Source organism: Sorangium sp. So ce1014 (assembly GCF_051521505.1).
In the GTDB taxonomy this organism is placed as follows: domain Bacteria; phylum Myxococcota_A; class Polyangia; order Polyangiales; family Polyangiaceae; genus Sorangium.
On record NZ_CP150356.1, the window covers coordinates 8,180,070 to 8,196,966 of the forward strand.

General features: G+C 71.6%; 15 protein-coding genes. 8 read left to right on the forward strand and 7 right to left on the reverse strand.

Going from position 1 to position 16,897, the window contains the following annotated elements; translation table 11 throughout:
- Positions 1-400: 400 nt before the first annotated feature.
- The gene (erpA, locus tag WME75_RS30870; protein WP_437478668.1) at positions 401-724 is read right to left on the reverse strand and encodes an iron-sulfur cluster insertion protein ErpA; all 324 of its coding nucleotides are present in this window, start codon (positions 722-724) and stop codon (positions 401-403) included.
- A 396-nt stretch (positions 725-1,120) separates the two neighbouring features.
- Between erpA and metH the strand changes: the two genes are divergently transcribed.
- From metH to WME75_RS30895, 5 genes are all read left to right on the forward strand, one after another.
- Positions 1,121-4,864 carry a methionine synthase gene (gene metH / locus WME75_RS30875; protein ID WP_437478671.1) on the forward strand — a complete coding sequence of 1,248 codons (3,744 nt, stop codon included), beginning with the start codon at positions 1,121-1,123 and terminating at the stop codon, positions 4,862-4,864.
- Positions 4,861-6,018, forward strand: coding sequence for a sensor histidine kinase (locus tag WME75_RS30880; protein ID WP_437478674.1), 1,158 nt, complete (start codon positions 4,861-4,863; stop codon positions 6,016-6,018). The genes metH and WME75_RS30880 overlap by 4 nt, the downstream gene beginning before the upstream one ends.
- The gene (locus WME75_RS30885; RefSeq protein ID WP_437478676.1) at positions 6,015-6,671 is read left to right on the forward strand and encodes a response regulator; all 657 of its coding nucleotides are present in this window, start codon (positions 6,015-6,017) and stop codon (positions 6,669-6,671) included. The genes WME75_RS30880 and WME75_RS30885 overlap by 4 nt, the downstream gene beginning before the upstream one ends.
- Before the next feature lie 99 nt (positions 6,672-6,770).
- The gene (locus WME75_RS30890; protein ID WP_437478679.1) at positions 6,771-7,529 is read left to right on the forward strand and encodes a DUF2306 domain-containing protein; all 759 of its coding nucleotides are present in this window, start codon (positions 6,771-6,773) and stop codon (positions 7,527-7,529) included.
- A gap of 136 nt (positions 7,530-7,665) precedes the next feature.
- Entirely contained in the window at positions 7,666-8,472 is an 807-nt protein-coding gene (locus tag WME75_RS30895) for a class I SAM-dependent methyltransferase (RefSeq protein WP_437478682.1), read from the forward strand.
- On the opposite strand, the gene WME75_RS30900 is transcribed toward WME75_RS30895, so the two are convergent.
- The 3 genes from WME75_RS30900 to WME75_RS30910 are packed head-to-tail and all read right to left on the reverse strand — an operon-like array spanning position 8,442 to position 10,302.
- Positions 8,442-8,696, reverse strand: a complete 255-nt coding sequence (locus WME75_RS30900) for a hypothetical protein (protein WP_437478685.1) — start codon at positions 8,694-8,696, stop codon at positions 8,442-8,444. The two genes, WME75_RS30895 and WME75_RS30900, sit on opposite strands and share 31 nt — an antisense overlap.
- Positions 8,697-8,698: 2 nt before the next feature.
- The gene (locus WME75_RS30905; protein WP_437478688.1) at positions 8,699-9,403 is read right to left on the reverse strand and encodes a glutathione S-transferase family protein; all 705 of its coding nucleotides are present in this window, start codon (positions 9,401-9,403) and stop codon (positions 8,699-8,701) included.
- 11 nt (positions 9,404-9,414) lie between these two features.
- Entirely contained in the window at positions 9,415-10,302 is an 888-nt protein-coding gene (locus WME75_RS30910; protein WP_437478691.1) for a DUF3025 domain-containing protein, read from the reverse strand.
- A gap of 94 nt (positions 10,303-10,396) precedes the next feature.
- Here WME75_RS30910 and allB point away from each other — a divergent pair, with 94 nt between their 5' ends.
- Complete coding sequence (allB, locus tag WME75_RS30915; protein ID WP_437478694.1) at positions 10,397-11,752, forward strand: allantoinase AllB; 1,356 nt, start codon at positions 10,397-10,399, stop codon at positions 11,750-11,752.
- Positions 11,731-13,284, forward strand: a complete 1,554-nt coding sequence (locus WME75_RS30920; RefSeq protein WP_437478697.1) for an allantoicase — start codon at positions 11,731-11,733, stop codon at positions 13,282-13,284. Before allB ends, WME75_RS30920 begins: the two co-directional genes overlap by 22 nt.
- Before the next feature lie 91 nt (positions 13,285-13,375).
- Here the strand turns inward: WME75_RS30920 and WME75_RS30925 are convergent, their stop codons facing one another.
- Positions 13,376-13,813 carry a CHRD domain-containing protein gene (locus tag WME75_RS30925; protein ID WP_437478700.1) on the reverse strand — a complete coding sequence of 146 codons (438 nt, stop codon included), beginning with the start codon at positions 13,811-13,813 and terminating at the stop codon, positions 13,376-13,378.
- A 277-nt stretch (positions 13,814-14,090) separates the two neighbouring features.
- Here WME75_RS30925 and WME75_RS30930 point away from each other — a divergent pair, with 277 nt between their 5' ends.
- Complete coding sequence (locus tag WME75_RS30930) at positions 14,091-14,771, forward strand: TetR/AcrR family transcriptional regulator (protein ID WP_437478702.1); 681 nt, start codon at positions 14,091-14,093, stop codon at positions 14,769-14,771.
- 272 nt (positions 14,772-15,043) lie between these two features.
- On the opposite strand, the gene WME75_RS30935 is transcribed toward WME75_RS30930, so the two are convergent.
- Together WME75_RS30935 and uraH are read right to left on the reverse strand one after the other, a co-directional pair.
- A complete protein-coding gene (locus WME75_RS30935; RefSeq protein WP_437478705.1) occupies positions 15,044-16,231 on the reverse strand; it encodes a formylglycine-generating enzyme family protein in 1,188 nt (395 codons plus the stop codon).
- A gap of 276 nt (positions 16,232-16,507) precedes the next feature.
- On the reverse strand, positions 16,508-16,849 hold the full coding sequence (gene uraH, locus WME75_RS30940; protein ID WP_437478708.1) for a hydroxyisourate hydrolase: 342 nt from the start codon (positions 16,847-16,849) through the stop codon (positions 16,508-16,510).
- Positions 16,850-16,897 lie beyond the last annotated feature (48 nt).

Sequence of the window (16,897 nt, forward strand, 5' to 3'; positions counted from 1 at the left end):
CCCGGTTCGGTTGATGAGGCCGGCCGACGCCGGACCTCGGCTCCTGCTGTCGAGGCCGGCCGACGCCGGGCCTCGATCGCGTTGATCGCTTCGCCGGCACTTGCCGCCGAAGTGGTTGGTTCGAGATACCGAAGAGAGCAGCCCACCCAGGCTGCGATGCAGCTGGCATGCCGCCCCGGGCGGGCAGGTTGTACACCGTGGCTGCGAAGCCAAAGCGCACGGCGCTCAGGCTCGCGCGCGCGAGCACCGAGGCAAAAAGGAGGGACGAGAGAGCCGGGAAGGTCTCGATGCTCCGGGCGGACACGCCCAGGGGCTCGTGTGCATCTCACGTCGGCCGCTCCGCCAAAGGACGGAGCGAGCCAGGACGGACGCGAGGTTCAGGCGGAGTGCGAGCGCGCGATCAGACGGAGAACGAGGAGCCGCAACCGCAGGTGCTCTTCACCGTCGGGTTGCTGAACTTGAAGCCGGAGCCGTGGAGGCCCTCGACGTAGTCGATCTCGGTTCCGTCGAGGTACTGGTAGCTCAGCGGGTCGATGTAGAGCTTGATGCCCCGGTCCTCGAACTCCTCGTCGAACTCGGTCGGCTTGTCCTCGAAGTACAGGTCGTAGGAGAAGCCTGCGCATCCGCCGCCCACGACGCGCAGGCGCAGCCCTTGCCCCATCAGCTCCTCCGCGGTCGCGATCTCCATCACCTTCTCGGCTGCCTTCTGCGTGATCGTGATCATCCTGAAATCTCCTCTGCGTGCTTTGTCCGGCCGGGGGCGGCTGCCCTGCCCGAGGGGGCGCTCGCCCCGCTGGAGGCGAACCGCGCGGTGAGCCCGGCCGGCCGTGCCCTGGGGTGGGGTGCTCAGGGCTAGCCAAAGATACGCACCTCCAGCGATGTCCGCCAGTGCCTCAGCCGGAACGGGGTACGCGATCGACCCGACGCCGCCCGTCGAGGTGTAGCCGCCATTCGCCCCGGGGCCCGCCCCCTCGTCCCAGGTGAGGCCACACCAGGTGAGGCCTCGGATCCAGAGGAAGACCGCCGCCCTCGCCGACCGCAGGCGGCGCTTGACGCGTGCCCGCAGGTCCGCCAGTCTCTAATCCGTTCATCCGGATTAGTAGATACATAGAGCAGGACCATGAACGGAAGCGACCCCCCCGCCGCGCGCATCGAAGAGCTCCTCGACGCCCGGATCCTGTGCCTCGACGGCGCGATGGGCACGATGATCCAGCGCTACGGCCTGGGCGAGGCCGACTACCGCGGCGAGCGCTTCCGCGACCACGCGATCGACCTCAAGGGCAACAGCGATCTCCTCGTGCTGACGCGGCCGGACGTCATCGCCGAGATCCACGGCGCGTACCTCGAGGCCGGCGCCGACCTCATCGAGACGAACACCTTCACGGGCACCTCGATCGCCCAGGCCGACTACCGGCTCGAGTCGCTCGCCTACGAGATCAACGTGACCGCGGCCCAGATCGCCCGGAAGGCGGCCGACGCGTGGACGGCGCGCACGCCCGGCAAGCCGCGCTTCGTCGCGGGCTCGCTGGGACCGACGCCGAAGACGCTGTCGATCTCGCCGAGCGTGAGCGACCCGTCGTTCCGCGCGGTGACCTTCGACGAGCTGCGGCGGGCGTTCGCCGAGCAGGCGCGCGGGCTCGTCGACGGAGGGGCCGACGTGCTCCTCGCGGAGACGTTCCTCGACACGCTGAACCTGAAGGCGTGCATCGTCGCGATGGAGGAGGTCTTCGCCGAGAAGGGGCGGCGCCTGCCGATCATGCTCAGCGTGACGATCACCGACCGGAGCGGCAGGACGCTCTCCGGCCAGACGATCGACGCGTTCTGGACGAGCGTCGAGCACGCGAGCCCGCTCAGCGTCGGCCTCAACTGCGCCCTCGGCGCGAGCGACATGCGGCCGTACCTCGCGGATCTCGCGAAGCTCGCCCGGGCGCGGGTGAGCTGCCACCCGAACGCCGGCCTCCCCAACGCGTTCGGCGAGTACGACGAGCTGCCGGAGACGACGTCGCGGCTGCTCGCGGAGTTCGCGGAGAGCGGGCTCGTGAACATCGTCGGCGGCTGCTGCGGGACGACGCCGGACCACATCCGCGCGATCGCCCGGGCGACGGCCGAGCTCAGGCCGCGGCCCCTGCCCGCCGAGCGCGACGGCTTCGGGCGCTTCAGCGGCCTGGAGACGCTCGTCCTCCGGCCCGACACGAACTTCATGATGATCGGCGAGCGGACCAACGTGACGGGCTCGGCCCGGTTCATGGATCTCATCAAGAAGGGCGACTTCACGACCGCGCTGGAGGTGGCGCTCGACCAGGTGCGCGGCGGGGCGAACCTCCTCGACGTGAACATGGACGAGGGCATGCTCGACTCCGAGCAGGCGATGACGACGTTCCTGAACCTCATCGCCACCGAGCCCGAGATCGCCCGCATCCCGATCATGATCGACAGCTCGAAGTGGTCGGTCATCGAGGCGGGGCTCAAGTGCATCCAGGGCAAGGGGATCGTCAACTCGATCAGCCTCAAGGAGGGGCCGGAGGACTTCCTCGAGAAGGCGCGCGTCGTCCGGCGCTACGGGACCGGGGTCGTGGTGATGGCCTTCGACGAGCTCGGCCAGGCCGAGACGGTGGAGCGGAAGGTCGCGATCTGCCAGCGCGCGTACAGGCTGCTCATCGAGGAGGCCGGCTTCGACTCGCAGGACATCGTCTTCGACCCGAACATCCTCGCGATCGCGACGGGCATCGAGGAGCACAACGAGTTCGCCAAGAACTTCATCGAGGCGACGCGGATCATCAAGGCGACCTGCCCGGGGGCGCGCGTGAGCGGCGGCGTGTCGAACCTGTCGTTCTCGTTCCGCGGGAACAACGCGGTCCGCGAGGCGATGCACTCGGCCTTCCTGTACCACGCGATCCGGGCGGGCATGGACATGGGCATCGTGAACGCGGGGCAGCTCGCGGTCTACGAGGACATCCCGAAGGACCTGCTCGAGCGGGTGGAGGACGTCCTCTTCAACCGGCGCCCGGACGCGACCGAGCGGCTCGTCGAGTTCGCCGAGCAGGTGAAGGGCAAGGGGAAGAAGAAGGAGCTCGACCTCGCCTGGCGCGAGGCCCCGGTCGAGCAGCGGCTGTCGCACGCGCTCGTGAAGGGGCTCGTCGACTTCATCGAGGCGGACGTGGAGGAGGCGCGCAAGAAGTACGAGAGGCCGCTCTCCATCATCGAGGGGCCGCTGATGGACGGGATGAAGATCGTCGGCGAGCTGTTCGGCGCCGGGAAGATGTTCCTCCCGCAGGTGGTGAAGAGCGCCCGGGTGATGAAGCGGGCCGTCGCGTACCTCATGCCGTTCATGGAGGCCGAGAAGGCCGCGGGCGAGTCGTCGTATCAGGGGAAGATCGTGATGGCGACCGTGAAGGGCGACGTGCACGACATCGGCAAGAACATCGTGGGCGTGGTGCTCGGGTGCAACAACTACGAGGTGGTCGACCTCGGCGTGATGGTGCACCAGGACAGGATCCTGGAGGCCGCGCTGAACGAGAAGGCCGACATGATCGGGCTGAGCGGGCTGATCACGCCGTCGCTCGACGAGATGGTCAGCGTGGCGCGCGAGATGGAGCGGCGGGGCATCCGGCTGCCGCTGCTCATCGGCGGGGCGACGACGAGCCGGCAGCACACGGCGGTGAAGATCGCGCCGGAGCTCGGCGGGACCGTGGTGCACGTGCTCGACGCGTCGCGGGCCGTGGGCGTCGTGTCGAGCCTGCTCGACGCGGCGAAGCACCGGGCGTTCGACGCGCAGAACCGGGAGGAGCAGGCCCGGCTGCGCGAGCTGTTCGCGAGGAAGCGGGCGAAGCCGCTCGTGACGCTCGCCGCGGCGGACGAGGGGCGGCTCAAGATCGCGTGGCGGCCCGAGGACGTCGCGGCGCCGTCGTTCACGGGGCGGCGCGTGGTGGACGACCTCTCGCTCTCCGAGATCGCCAAGTACATCGACTGGACGTTCTTCTTCACCGCGTGGGAGCTCAGGGGGCCGTATCCGCAGATCCTGGAGCACCCGCAGTACGGCGAGGCGGCGCGCGAGCTGTTCGAGCACGCGCAGAAGGTGCTGCAGCGGATCATCGACGGCGCGCTGCTCGAGGCGCGGGGCGTCTACGGGTTCTGGCCGGCGAGCGGCGAGCAGCGGGACATCGTGCTCTACGGGGACGCGGCGCGCTCGCGGGAGCTCCTCCGGTTCAACATGCTGCGACAGCAGCAGGTGAAGGCCGCGGGCGGCGCCGAGGAGGACGGCGAGAAGGCCGCCTTCGGGGCGAAGCCGCACCTGTCGCTCGCCGACTTCGTGGCGCCGAGGGAGAGCGGGCTCGCCGATCACGTCGGCGCGTTCGCGGTGACGGCGGGGACCGGGCTCGACGAGGTCGTGCGCGCGTACGAGAAGGACAAGGACGATTACAGCGCGATCATCGCGAAGGCGCTCGCGGACCGGCTCGCGGAGGCGTTCGCCGAGCTGCTCCACGCGCGGGCGCGGAAGGACTGGGGGTACGGCGCGGGGGAGGCGCTGACCCACGAGGAGCTCATCCAGGAGAAATACCGGGGGATCCGTCCGGCGTTCGGGTATCCGGCGTGCCCGGATCACACCGAGAAGCGCAAGCTGTTCGCGCTGCTCGACGCGCCCGCGGTCGGCATCGAGCTGACCGAGACCTTCGCGATGTTGCCGGCGGCGAGCGTGAGCGGCATCTACCTGGCGCACCCCGAGGCGCGGTATTTCATGGTGGGGCGCCTCGGCAGGGACCAGGTCGCGGACTACGCGAAGCGCAAGGGGATCACGGTCGAGGAGGCCGAGAGGTGGCTGTCGCCGAGCCTCGGGTATGACCCGAAGGCGGCTGCAAGCGCATGAGGCAGGCGCGCGATCTTCCTCGCCCCGCAGGGCCCGAGCCGAGCGCACCGCATCCGCCTGGTCCGGGCAAGCGAGACTGGGGGCTGCTCGGCGTGCTCGTCGCGATCGGGCTGCTCGAAGTGGCCGCGAGGCTGGAACAGTCGTGGACGTCCGCCTCGCTGGTGGTCGGCGTCGCGCTCATGCCCACGGTGTTGTGGCGGCGATCGCGGCCGCTCTTGATGATCTCGATCCTGTTCGGCGCGACCGCAGCCATCGCGCTGGCCCGGCTCTTGACCGGCAGCGACCTCCCCTCGCTGTACACGGCGGTCTTCCTGCTGTTGCTCCCCTACTCCCTGCTCCGGTGGGGCGCGGGACGCGAGGTCATGATGGGCGCCGCCCTCATGCTGGCCTCGGCGTCGCTGCGTTTCCTCTCGGAACAGGCGAAGGTGAGCGATGTCATCGGGGGCTTCGCCGTCCTGCTCTCCGCCATGGCGCTCGGCGCGGCGGTCCGCTATCGGGCTCGCGCGCGCTCTCACGAGATCGAGCAGGTGAAGATGCGTGAGCGCGAGCAGCTCGCCCGCGACCTCCACGATACGGTCGCCCACCACGTGTCGGCCATCGCCATCCGCGCGCAGGCCGGCCTGGCCACGGCGCCCACGAACCCGGAGGCCGCGCTCGACGCGCTCCGCGTCATCGCGACCGAGGCATCGCGCACCCTCACCGAGATGCGTGCGATGGTCCGGCTCCTGCGGCGAGACGAATCCGCCGATCTCGCTCCCAACCCGCGCATCGCGGACCTCGAGCGCCTGACCCAGCGGCCCGCCGAAGGCCCCGAGATCCATGTCGATATCTCCGGGGACCTCGACGACCTCTCACCGTCTGTTTCAGCCGCCATCTACCGCCTCGCGCAGGAGTCGATCACCAACGCTCGGCGACACGCGCGGCACGCGACGCGGATCGACGTCGGAGTCACCGTCGACGGTGCCTCGGTGCGCCTGCGTGTCAGCGATGACGGCGACCCCACGCACGCTCGGCAGCCCGCCTCGGCGGGCTACGGGCTCCTCGGCATGATCGAGCGAGCGGAGCTGCTCGGCGGCACGTGCCACGCGGGCCCCAACCCGGAGCGCGGCTGGGCGGTGACCGCCGTGCTGCCTCGACAAGGACCGGCCACATGAGCATTCGAATCATCATCGCCGACGATCAGGAGATCGTCCGCACCGGACTCACGATGATCCTCAACGCCCAGCCCGACATCGAGGTCGTGGGCGTCGCCGCCGACGGACTCCAGGCCGTGCGGCTGGCGCTCGACCTTCACCCCGACGTGTGCCTGTTCGACATTCGCATGCCCGGTATGGATGGCATCGAGGCCACGCGACGGCTCGCCGGCCCGAACGTCGACCGGCCCGTCGGCGTCGTCGTGATCACCACCTTCGACCACGACGACTACGTGTATGCCGCCCTCAAGGCCGGCGCCCGCGGCTTCCTGCTGAAGGATGCCGGCCCTGACCTGCTCGCCCAGGCCATCCGCGCCGCCGCGAGCGGCGACGCCCTGATCGCCCCGAGCATCACCGCACGGCTGCTCGCTGCGTTCGCCGACTCCCGGCGCGACCTGCCGCGAGCGCAACCGAGGGAGGCCCTCACCGACCGGGAGGAGGAGGTCCTCCTCACCGTGGCCCGCGGGCGAACCAACGCCGAGATCGCCGACGAGCTCCACATCAGCCTCAGCACCGTCAAGAGCCACATCGCCAGCCTCATGACCAAGCTCGGCGCGCGCAACCGGGTCGAGATCGCCATCTGGGCGTACGAGACCCATCGCGTCCGGAGCTGATCGGCCGAAAGTACGACTTCACGGTCGAACTCTCGGCCAGCTCAGATCTGGCCGCTCTGCCGATGTTCTGCGACCGGAGCCATCGTTACGCTCGAGCGCATGATGAATGAGAGCGCTGCGGCGTCCTGTGCTTCGCCCTCCCTGTCGCCGCCGAGCGGCAGGCGCCTGGAGGGCGGACAACAAGGACGGTCGAGCACGACGATCCCCTCGGAGAAGGGGGTGTGGCGAGCGCCCGCGCTGCTGATCGCGCTCAGCGCGGTCCCGGTCGTCGCCGGCATCGTTCGCCTGGTCGGGCTGGCCGGCGGCGCGGAGATCACACCGGAAAACGCGCGGTTCTTCGCGGCCCCCCTGCCCGCGGTGCTGCACATCGTCAGCGTCAGCGCGTGGTGCGTCCTGGGTGCGTTCCAGTTCTCCTCCGGCCTGCGCCGCCGGAGCCCCGGCTGGCACCGCGCTGCTGGACGGGTGCTGGTTCCTCTCGGGCTTGCCGCCGCGCTCTCGGGTCTGTGGCTGACCCGGACCTACCCGCCTGCCGACCATGACGGCCCGCTCCTTCATGCCATCCGGCTGGTGGTGGGCTCGGCGATGGCCCTGTTCATCTGCCTCGGTTTCGTCGCCATCCGCCGCCGGGACATCGCCAGGCACCGCGCCTGGATGGTGCGTGGCTATGCGCTCGGCCTCGGCGCCGGCACGCAGGTGCTGACCCACGTGCCCTGGCTCCTGTTCGGAGGCATCCAGGGCGAGCTCAGCCGGGCGCTCGCCATGGCGGCCGGCTGGGCGATCAACCTCGCCGTGGCCGAATGGATCCTCCGCAGGCGACCCGCCCTTCCGGCGCGGTCCCGCGCGCTCGGAGGTCCATGATGAAGGCGCGCCCCACCGGCGACGTAGCGCGACCTGGCGCACGCGCGATCACGGCAGCGTCCGCGGGAGGCCGCGGCGCGATGCGGCGCGATGCGGCGCGATGCGGCGCGGCAGGAGCCGTGATAGACAGGCTCCCATGATCGAGGCCGAATGGTTTGACATGAACCGCGCTGCCTGGAACGGGCGCACCCGCGTGCACGTGGCGTCCAAGTTCTACGATCTGGCCTCGTTCCGGGCCGGCGCGAGCTCGCTCAAGCCGATCGAGCTCGATCAGGTCGGCGACGTACGCGGCAAGTCTCTCCTCCACCTGCAGTGCCACTTCGGTCAGGACACACTGTCCTGGGCGCGCCTGGGCGCGCGCGTGACCGGGCTCGACCTCTCCGACAAGGCCATCCTCGCCGCGCGCGCGCTCGCGGAGGAGCTCTCGCTGGACGCGCGGTTCGTGGAGGCCAACGTCTATGACGCTCCAGCGGCCGTCGGCGGCGAGACATTCGACATCGTGTTCACATCGTACGGTGTGCTCGGCTGGCTTCCCGACATGACGCGCTGGGCGCGCGCGGCCGCCGCGTGCCTGAAGCCTGGGGGCGTCCTGCACCTCGTCGAGTTCCACCCCGTCGTGTGGACGTTCGACGACGCGTTCGAGCACATCGTCTATCCGTACGACGGGCACGGAGAGCCGATCCTCACCGAGGAGACAGGCACGTACGCCGACCGCGACGCGCCCGTGAGGCTCAAGGAGGTCGGCTGGAACCACGGTATCGGGACGGTTGTGACAGCGCTCCTCGACGCCGGGCTCACGCTGGAGCGGCTCCGGGAGATCGACTGGTCTCCGTACGACATCTTCCCGGACATGGCGGAGGGGCCGTCCGGGCAGTTCCGCATGAGGAGGTTCGGGCGCCGCCTGCCGCTGGTCTATGCGCTCGCGGCGCGGCGGCGGTCCTGACGGGGTTCACCGGCTCGCGACGGGGTTCGACCCCCGTACAGCCTGGCCTTGGGCCGGGTCGCTGGGCGGGGGTCGACCGAGAGGAACGGCGCGCCGCCCTTGAGCGTCAGCCGGACCGAGTCGAAGCCCGCGCGCGCCGCCTCGATGCGCTCCGCGCGCTCGCTGGCCAGCTCCTCGAGCGTGCGGCCGAAGGCAACCCGCTCGCGGGCGCAAGCCTCGCGCACGCTCAGGGCGCCGCGCCGCCGGCCGCCTTCGTATACGAGCTGCCCGCCGGCGCGGTGAGGTGCGGGTTTCTCTCGACCTCCTCCGCGGCCGCCGCGGACCAGCGCGCCATCGCCGGGAGCGACGTGAGGGTGCCCGCATACGCCCGCGCGACGTCATCGATCTCGACATCGTACGAGAGCAGGCGCGTCACCACGGGCGCGAACATCGCGTCGGCGATCGAGAAGGCGCCGAACAGGAACGGGCCGCCCTGGCCGAACCGAGCGCGGCAGTCGCGGAAGATCCCGAGGACGCGCGCGATGTCGCGGGCCGCAGCGTCCGAGACCGCGCGCCGCGGGTGCCGCCGCGCGATGTCCATCGGCAGCTCGCGGCGCAGGTCGGCGAAGCCGGAGTGCATCTCGCTGCTGACCGCGCGCGCGACGGCGCGGGCCTCGCGCCCCTCGGGCCACAGACGCGCTCCGGGGAACGCCTCGGCCACGTACTCGCAGATGGCGAGCGACTCCCACACGACGAGCTCGCCGTGGCACAGGACGGGCACCTTGCGCGTCGGCGAGCGCTGCGCCACGCGGTCGACCCAGTCGGGGAGCTCGTACGGGATCACGTGCTCCTCGAACGGGACGCCCGCATGGGACATCGCGAGCCACGGCCTGAGCGACCAGGACGAGAGGTTCTTGCTGCCGATGTAGAGGTGAAGCGCGGGGGTGCTCATCGTTTCGCCTCTTATCCCCTCCCCACGGCATCTGCAGCAACCCCGATCGTCGCAACACAGAGCGGCGCTCCGCCGCATAGAACGCGCTCGTCGACCGGGAGTCGCGGACTGCGCTCGGGGTGCGCGAAGCTGCCGGGCGATCGCAGCGCGTCGCTGAGGCGCACGTCGGCCAGCGAGACGAGCGCGTCCGGCGTCGCCGGCAGCGGGCCCTCGCAGGCGATGGCGTGCACCAGCGCGTAGACCGTCGGACCGGGCCGGAGGAGGCTCTCGTACAGCGCGTGGCCGAAGACGAGCGCCGCGGCCTCGCCCCGCTGCACGGCGCCCTGCACCTCGCCGGCGCAGCGCCGCAGATCGGAGGCGTCGACGAGCAGGGGCGCCGCGCGCGCCTGCGCGTCGTCGTAGAGCAGCAGGAGCCCGCCCTCGTCGAGGAGCGCGAGCCCGTCCAGCTCGCGCGTGCGCGCCGGCGGGAGCGCCTCGGCAGACGGGTCGAGGCGCGCGGCGATCGCCCGGTGCTGGCGCGCGTGGAGCGCCGCCTTGGCGCGCGGGAACGCGGCCCACACAAGCATGTTGAGGAAGTCATGCCAGTTCCTCGGACGCGTGGGCACGCAACCCTCGACGTGGATGCGCGCGTCGTAGAGCGCCGAGAGGTCCAGCGGCCCGTGCCGCCCGCGGCGGCGCGACCTCGGCGGCTGCTCGACGAAGCGGACGGGGAAGCCCTCGCCGAGCGCCCGGTTGTAGTCCTCGACCGGCGGCCAGTCGACGCACCCCGCGAACGCCTCGGCCCGCGGACGGATCGACCAGTAGAGACGGCTCTTCTCGTGGAAGAGCGGCTCCCAGGGGACGGGGCTGCGCCCCGGTGCGCCGCCCTGGCGCGGCGCAGATCGGCCGTCGGCGCTCACGCCGGGCAGCGTAGGAGCAGGACGGCGAGAGCTCAAGCCGCGACGGTGCGCCGCCTCGGCGGTCCGCCCGGCGCCGTGGTATCGTCGCATCCCGATGACGCCGGACCTCATCGTTCGCGGGTTGCGGGTGGTCACCGGAGGCGCCGTGCGGCCGGCCTCGGTGCACATCCTGGGCGGCTCGATCGTCGCCGTCGCCGGACATGACGAGGTGCCGGAGGGCTGCCCCGTCGTGGACGCGCAGGGCGCTGTGGTGATGCCCGGCCTGGTCGATGCGCACGTGCACATCAACGAGCCCGGACGGACCGAGTGGGAAGGGTTCGAGACGGCGACGCGCGCCGCGGCCGCGGGCGGCGTGACGTCGCTCGTCGATATGCCCCTCAACAGCATCCCGCCGACGACCACGGTCGCGCACCTCGAGGAGAAGGCGCGCGCGGCGGAGGGCCGGTGCCTCGTCGACGTGGGCTTCTGGGGCGGCGCCGTCCCGGGCAACGCGGGAGAGCTGATTCCGCTGCTCGAGGCCGGCGCGCTCGGCTTCAAGTGCTTCATGGTCGACTCCGGCGTGGCGGAGTTCGGCCACGTCGCCGAGGCGGATCTGCGGGCGGCGCTCGAGGTGCTCGCGGGCACGGGGGCGCCGCTGCTCGTCCACGCCGAGCTCCCCGGCCCCATCGACGCGGCGCGCGCGGCGCTCGCCGGCCTGGATCCGCGGACGTACGCCGCCTACCTGCGCTCGCGGCCGCGCGAGGCGGAGGACGAGGCGATCGCCCTGCTCGCGGCGCTCTGCCAGGCGACGGGCGCGGCCGCGCACGTGGTCCACCTCTCGTCGGCGACGGCGCTCGGCATCCTGAGGCGGGCGCGCGACGGCGGCGCCGCGCTGTCCGCGGAGACGACGCCGCACTACCTGCACTTCGCCGCCGAGGAGATCCCGGACGGCGCGACGCCCTTCAAGTGCGCTCCGCCGATCCGGGAGCGGGAGAACCGCGAGGAGCTCTGGGCCGCGCTCCAGGGCGGGCTCATCGATCTCGTCGTCTCCGACCACTCCCCGTGCACGCCCGAGCTCAAGCGGCTCGAGGCCGGCGATTTCGACGCCGCCTGGGGCGGGATCTCGAGCCTGCAGCTCGGCCTCTCGATCGTGTGGACCGACGCCCGCCGCCGGGGCATCCCGCTCGCGCGGCTCGCGGACTGGCTGTGCCGGGGGCCGGCGCGGCTCGCCGGGCTGCGCCGCAAAGGGGAGATCCGGCGAGGGTTCGACGCGGATCTCGTGATCTGGGATCCCGAGGCGACCTTCCGGGTCGAGCCGCCGCTCCTCGAGCACCGGCACAAGGTGACGCCGTACGCCGGGGAGGAGCTCCAGGGGGTCGTTCAGGCCACCTACCTCCGCGGCGAGAGGGTCTATGACCGCGGGAGCTTCTCCGGGGAGGCGAGGGGGCGATGGCTGAAGAGAGAGGGGTGACGGGGCCGGCGTTCGCGGAGGCGCTCGACCTCGCCTCGGAGCGCCTGGGCGGCGCGGTGATCTCGGCGAACGACGAGTTCTTCGCGCCGAAGGAGAACCTGCTCAAGGCCGGGAGACCGGTGTTCCTGGAGCACGAGTACACAGATCGCGGGAAGTGGATGGATGGCTGGGAGACGCGCCGGCGCCGGACTCCCGGGTTCGACTGGTGCCTCGTCCGGCTGGGGCTGCCCGGGATCATCCGCGGGGTCGTCATCGACACGGCGTTCTTCCGGGGCAACTACCCCGAGCACTGCTCCATCGAGGCGTGCGCGGCGCGGCCGGATACGCGGGTGGAGGAGCTGCTGAATCCGCGGACCCACTGGGTCGAGATCCTGACGCGCTCGGCGCTCGCCGGCGACGCGCAGAACGCGTTTGCGGTGAGCTGCCCTTCCCGGCTCACGCACCTCCGCCTGAACATCTATCCGGACGGCGGGGTGGCGCGGCTCCGGGTGCACGGCGATGCCGTCCCCGACTGGCGCCGGCTCGACCGGCCGGGCGCGGAGCTCGACCTCGGGGCCGCGGAGAACGGCGCCCGGGTGCTCTCGTGCAGCGACATGTTCTTCGGGGTGCGCCACAACCTCATCCTGCCCGGCCGGGCGGCGAACATGGGAGAGGGCTGGGAGACGCGCCGCCGGAGGGGGCCCGGCTACGACTGGGCGCTCGTGGCGCTCGCGGCCCAGGGCGAGATCCGCCGGATCGAGGTCGACACGAACCATTTCAAGGGCAATTACCCCGACAGCTGCATGATCGAGGGGATCGACGCGGCGGGGCGCCCCGTGGAAGAGCTCGCCGGCGCGGGCGACTGGCGGGAGATCGTGCCGCAGACGAAGCTCCAGGCGCACACGCGCCACCTCTTCGAGGACGAGCTGCGCGCGGCGGGGCCGTTCACGCACGTCCGCCTGAACATCTATCCTGACGGCGGCGTGAGCCGGCTCCGCATCTTCGGCAAGGCGACCCGGAGCGGGGCGGCGGAGCAGCGGCTCCGCTGGCTCAACGCGCTCACCGAACGGGAGGCGGAGGCGGAGCTCCGCGCGGCGTGCGGGGCGTCCTCGTGGGCGTCGCAGATGGCGGCGGCGCGGCCGTTCCGCGTCGAGGAGGCGCTGCTCGCGACGGCGTCGGAGGTGTTCGCGCGGCTCGGTCCGGACGACTGGCTCGAGGCGTTCCGCGCGCACCCCCGCATCGGGGAGACCTGGTCGCAGGCGGAGGCCGCGGAGGCGAGCGCGACGGCGAGGCGATTCTCGAGCCAGGAACAGGCGGGGATGAACGCCGCGGCCGAGGAGCTGCGGGAGGCGCTCGCGCAGTACAACCTCGCTTACGACGAGAAGTTCGGGTTCATCTACATCGTGTGCGCCACCGGGAAGAGCGCGGACGAGATGCTGGAGATGCTGCGCGAGCGGATCGAGCACACGCCGGAGGAGGAGCTGCACATCGCGGCGGAAGAGCAGCGGAAGATCACGGAGATCCGGCTGAAGAAGCTGCTGTGGGGCGGGTAGATCCGGGGACGCACGGCCCCCGGGGCGGGAGTTCGTCCTCGGCACGGCGCCTGTCCGGGCTGCCGGGGTGTCCGGGCTTCGGGCGGGGCGATCAGCGCGAGAGCTGGCCTCGCAAGGCGCCGTCGGGGAAATCGGCGGTGCGGACGGCGACGTAATACCGCTCCGGCGCGGTGAGCAGCGCGCTCAGGTCGTCGCGGGCCGCGCTGACGCAGCCGCTGGAGCTGCCGCCCGTCGGCGGCATCAGCGTGATGACACCGCGGCCCGCGTGGCCGGCAGGGCCCTCGTGGATGCGCGCCGCGACCGCCGGCGCGATGCCGGCGACCGTGAGGTCGAAGCAGACCTCGCCCCGGACGAGATCGAACGTGAGGCGGGCCGTGCCGCTCCCCCTCGGATCGCCGGGACCGGGCACCTCATCCTGCCCGGTCAGCGCGGCTGTGAGCGGGCGGGCCGGGCGCACAGGCAACGCGGCGCGCGAGAGCGCCGTCGCGAGCAGGACGGCGCCCAGAGCGGACATCGTGAGATGCTGCATGTCTCCCTCCTGCACATCCCAGGGATGCGCCATGCAAGGGCGCCACAAGGAGCAAAGACGACGCCGGGCCCGCGCGACGCACGCCCGGCACGTCGAGCGGCGGCGCCCGGCGAGGGCTGCGACGGACACGCTTTCTCCACCGGTCGCGTCCGGCAAGCCGAAGAGAGGACGCCAGCGGAACAAGAGCGCAGCGAGAGCGGCCCAATGCATGAACCGGAGTCGCCGCTTCTGCCGAGATTGAACCCGGATCGACGGAAGCGTAGGGTGTCCGCCTCTCATGATCTCGACCCGAAAGCCGTCCCGCGCCGCGACGTCCCGGCGCGTCGAGGGCAAGCCGCCCCGGCAGCGGCTCGACCTCGACGCGCGCCGCGCGCAGCTGCTCGCGCTGGGGCTCGAGCTCTTCAGCCAGCGAGCCTACGACGACGTATCCATCGACGAGGTGGCGCAGGCCGCAGGCATCTCGAAAGGGCTTCTTTACCACTATTTTCCAACCAAGCGCGATTTCTATATCGACGTCCTGCGTGAAGCGGCGCGCGAGCTCGTCGAGCGGTCGCTGGACGTCGACGACGTGCCGGAGCCGGAGCGGCTGCGCACCGGGCTGGACGCCTATCTGGCGTATGTCGAGCAACAGGGGATCTCCTACGCTGCCATCTTCCGGGGCGGCATCGGCTCGGACGCCGAGGTGCTGGCGATCATCGAGGAGACCCGCAGCCGGTTCCTCGACAAGCTGCTCGCCGATGCGCCGGTGGCCGAGCGGCCCCCGGCGCTCCGGGTGGCGCTCCGCGGGTGGATCGGGTTCGTGGAAGCGACCAGCCTCGACTGGATCGAGCGCCACGAGCTCGACCGGGCGTCGCTGCGCGATCTCCTCGCCGATCTGCTGCCCGAGGTGGTGAGGCTGGCCCTGCTGCACGCGGGCGGACAGGGCGCGGCCAAAGCAGCGGCGGAGGCGCCCGCATGAGATCGCCCGGTCCGTCGCGGCCGGGGGTCAGGGTTGACGGCGAGTCCGCGTTCTGCCAGGAGACGGGCGCGCGCGACGCGCGCGGAGAGCACGGCGGAGGACCACGATGAGCACAGAGAACCCGAAGATCGAAGACGACTGGACCATGCCCAAGCTCATCGCGCTTGCAGCCGCGACGCTCACCGTGGCCTTCACGGTCATCTACCTCATCTCCCCCTGACCGCGGCGCCTGACGGCGCTGGCCAGCGTCGCCTCACGAAGCGCGGCCGGCGCTACAGCGACCTTGCGCAGCGGACCCCGAGCGCGTCCGTGAGATCGGCCGGGTCCCAGCTCTCCCGAAGGCGAGTGGAGATGTCCTCCGCGTCGGGCTGCCACCAGCTGCCGCCGCGGATCACCCGCGTGGAGCCGCCCTCGACCTTCGCGCAATCGGAGCACCGGGCGAGGTACGGCCCATGGAAATCCAGGGTCCACTCCCACAGGTTCCCCGCGAGGTCGGCCTGCCCCCACCGGCCATCGCCTCTCGGCGATTTCGAGCCGACAACCGCGCTGCCCGCCGCGTTGTACACGGCGTACGTGGCGTTGGGAAACGCGTTGCCCCACGGATAGTCCCGTTGCTCGCCCCCGCCGGCAGACGCATGGTTCCACTCCGCTTCCGTCGGGAGCCGCCCGCCATCCCAGGCGCAGAACGCGAACGCAACGAACCAGCTCACGCAGCTGATCGGCCTCGCCTCGTTCTCGCCCGCGTCGTCCGTCCACGTGTGCAATCCCGGCTTGCACTTCAATGCTTCCCTCAGCTCGGCCTGGGTCGCCGGCAAACGGGAGCCCCACCCGCCGTCCCAGCCGCTTTGCGGGATCGTCGGGTGAGCTCCGGCGCCGCCGGAAGGTCGGCTCTCGGGATACGCCTCGACGAAGCTGCGGAACCGTCCGACCGTGACCTCGTACCGGTCCATGCGAAGATCGCTCACCTCCGCAGGATAGGCCTCGTCGTTGCTCCGGTTGTACCTGCCGCCCGGAACGCGCGGGCTCGCGCAGCAAGGCTGGTTCCGCTCCGGACCGCAGGCCTCGCCTGCTCCGGGCGAGCCGCCCTGGCAGCTCCGCGGCACGACGCACGCGCCCGCGCCGCACCACCCGGCGCAACCGACAGGTCGCCACTGCCCGTCTCCGCCGCACTCCTCCAGGAGATCGCCGGCGCACCGCGCCTCCGCGGGAGAACACGCCACGGGGCTCCCCCCGCCGCTGCCAGCGCCACCGCCACCCGCCTCGCCGCCGCCAGCGCCGCCGCCAGCCTCGCCGCTGCCAGCGCCGCCGCCAGCCTCGCCGCCGCCACCGCCTCCCGCAGCGGCGGATCCACCTGCTGCACCACCGGCGGCGCCATCGCCTCCCGTCGCGCCTGGATCGACGAAGCGCCGCTCCTCCGGCGCACACCCGGGCGAGGGCGCGACCATCGCGACGACGAGCAAGCCAGCACCGCGCCGGCGATCCCGCGCTTCACCTGAGCGAGTTCGTAGAGAGCCCACCGTTTCCCCTCCAGCTGCCCCAATACCGGGCAGCGTCCATCGTATCATGAGCTCCATCGCCATGCGTCACGCGGGAGCCGCCGCCGCGGGCCCCTCGATCGCCTCCGCATCAGGCGCGACAAGCGCACGCGCTCCAGCGCGCGACGCTCGAGCGCCCATGCTCCGTCGCACCGCCCGCGGGGGCGCGCTCAGCTCTCAGCTTCCGTCTCAGCTTCCGCCTCAGCTTCCGCGGTACGTGGCGTAACCGTAAGGGCTGAGCAGCAGCGGGACGTGATGGTGCTGCGCCGGGTCCCGGATCTCGAAGCAGATCGACACGGTGGGGTAGAAGCTCTCGACCCCGAGCGCGGCGTGATAGGCGCCGGTGTGGAAGGTGAGCCTGTAGGTGCCCGCGAGCGGCCGCTCGCCGGGCGGGAGCAGGCCTCTCTGCCGGCCGTCGTCGTCGGTCGTGCCCCGGCCGACCTCCCGGTAACCGCCGCCGTCGCCGACCTCCAGCACCACCAGCACGCCGCTCGCCGGGCAGCCCCGCGACGTGTCCAGCACGTGCGTCGTGATCGCGCTCATCGGTTCTCCTCGGGCCCGCGGCCCGTGCCCCTGTGCGATTCGTCCGTT

Excerpts from the sequence above, each read along its gene's own strand:
- erpA (WP_437478668.1), bottom strand. The coding sequence starts at position 724 with ATGATCACGATCACGCAGAAGGCAGCCGAGAAGGTGATGGAGATCGCG.
- metH (WP_437478671.1), top strand. The coding sequence starts at position 1,121 with ATGAACGGAAGCGACCCCCCCGCCGCGCGCATCGAAGAGCTCCTCGAC.
- WME75_RS30880 (WP_437478674.1), top strand. The coding sequence starts at position 4,861 with ATGAGGCAGGCGCGCGATCTTCCTCGCCCCGCAGGGCCCGAGCCGAGC.
- WME75_RS30885 (WP_437478676.1), top strand. The coding sequence starts at position 6,015 with ATGAGCATTCGAATCATCATCGCCGACGATCAGGAGATCGTCCGCACC.
- WME75_RS30890 (WP_437478679.1), top strand. The coding sequence starts at position 6,771 with ATGATGAATGAGAGCGCTGCGGCGTCCTGTGCTTCGCCCTCCCTGTCG.
- WME75_RS30895 (WP_437478682.1), top strand. The coding sequence starts at position 7,666 with ATGATCGAGGCCGAATGGTTTGACATGAACCGCGCTGCCTGGAACGGG.
- WME75_RS30905 (WP_437478688.1), bottom strand. The coding sequence starts at position 9,403 with ATGAGCACCCCCGCGCTTCACCTCTACATCGGCAGCAAGAACCTCTCG.
- allB (WP_437478694.1), top strand. The coding sequence starts at position 10,397 with ATGACGCCGGACCTCATCGTTCGCGGGTTGCGGGTGGTCACCGGAGGC.
- WME75_RS30920 (WP_437478697.1), top strand. The coding sequence starts at position 11,731 with ATGGCTGAAGAGAGAGGGGTGACGGGGCCGGCGTTCGCGGAGGCGCTC.
- WME75_RS30925 (WP_437478700.1), bottom strand. The coding sequence starts at position 13,813 with ATGCAGCATCTCACGATGTCCGCTCTGGGCGCCGTCCTGCTCGCGACG.
- WME75_RS30930 (WP_437478702.1), top strand. The coding sequence starts at position 14,091 with ATGATCTCGACCCGAAAGCCGTCCCGCGCCGCGACGTCCCGGCGCGTC.
- uraH (WP_437478708.1), bottom strand. The coding sequence starts at position 16,849 with ATGAGCGCGATCACGACGCACGTGCTGGACACGTCGCGGGGCTGCCCG.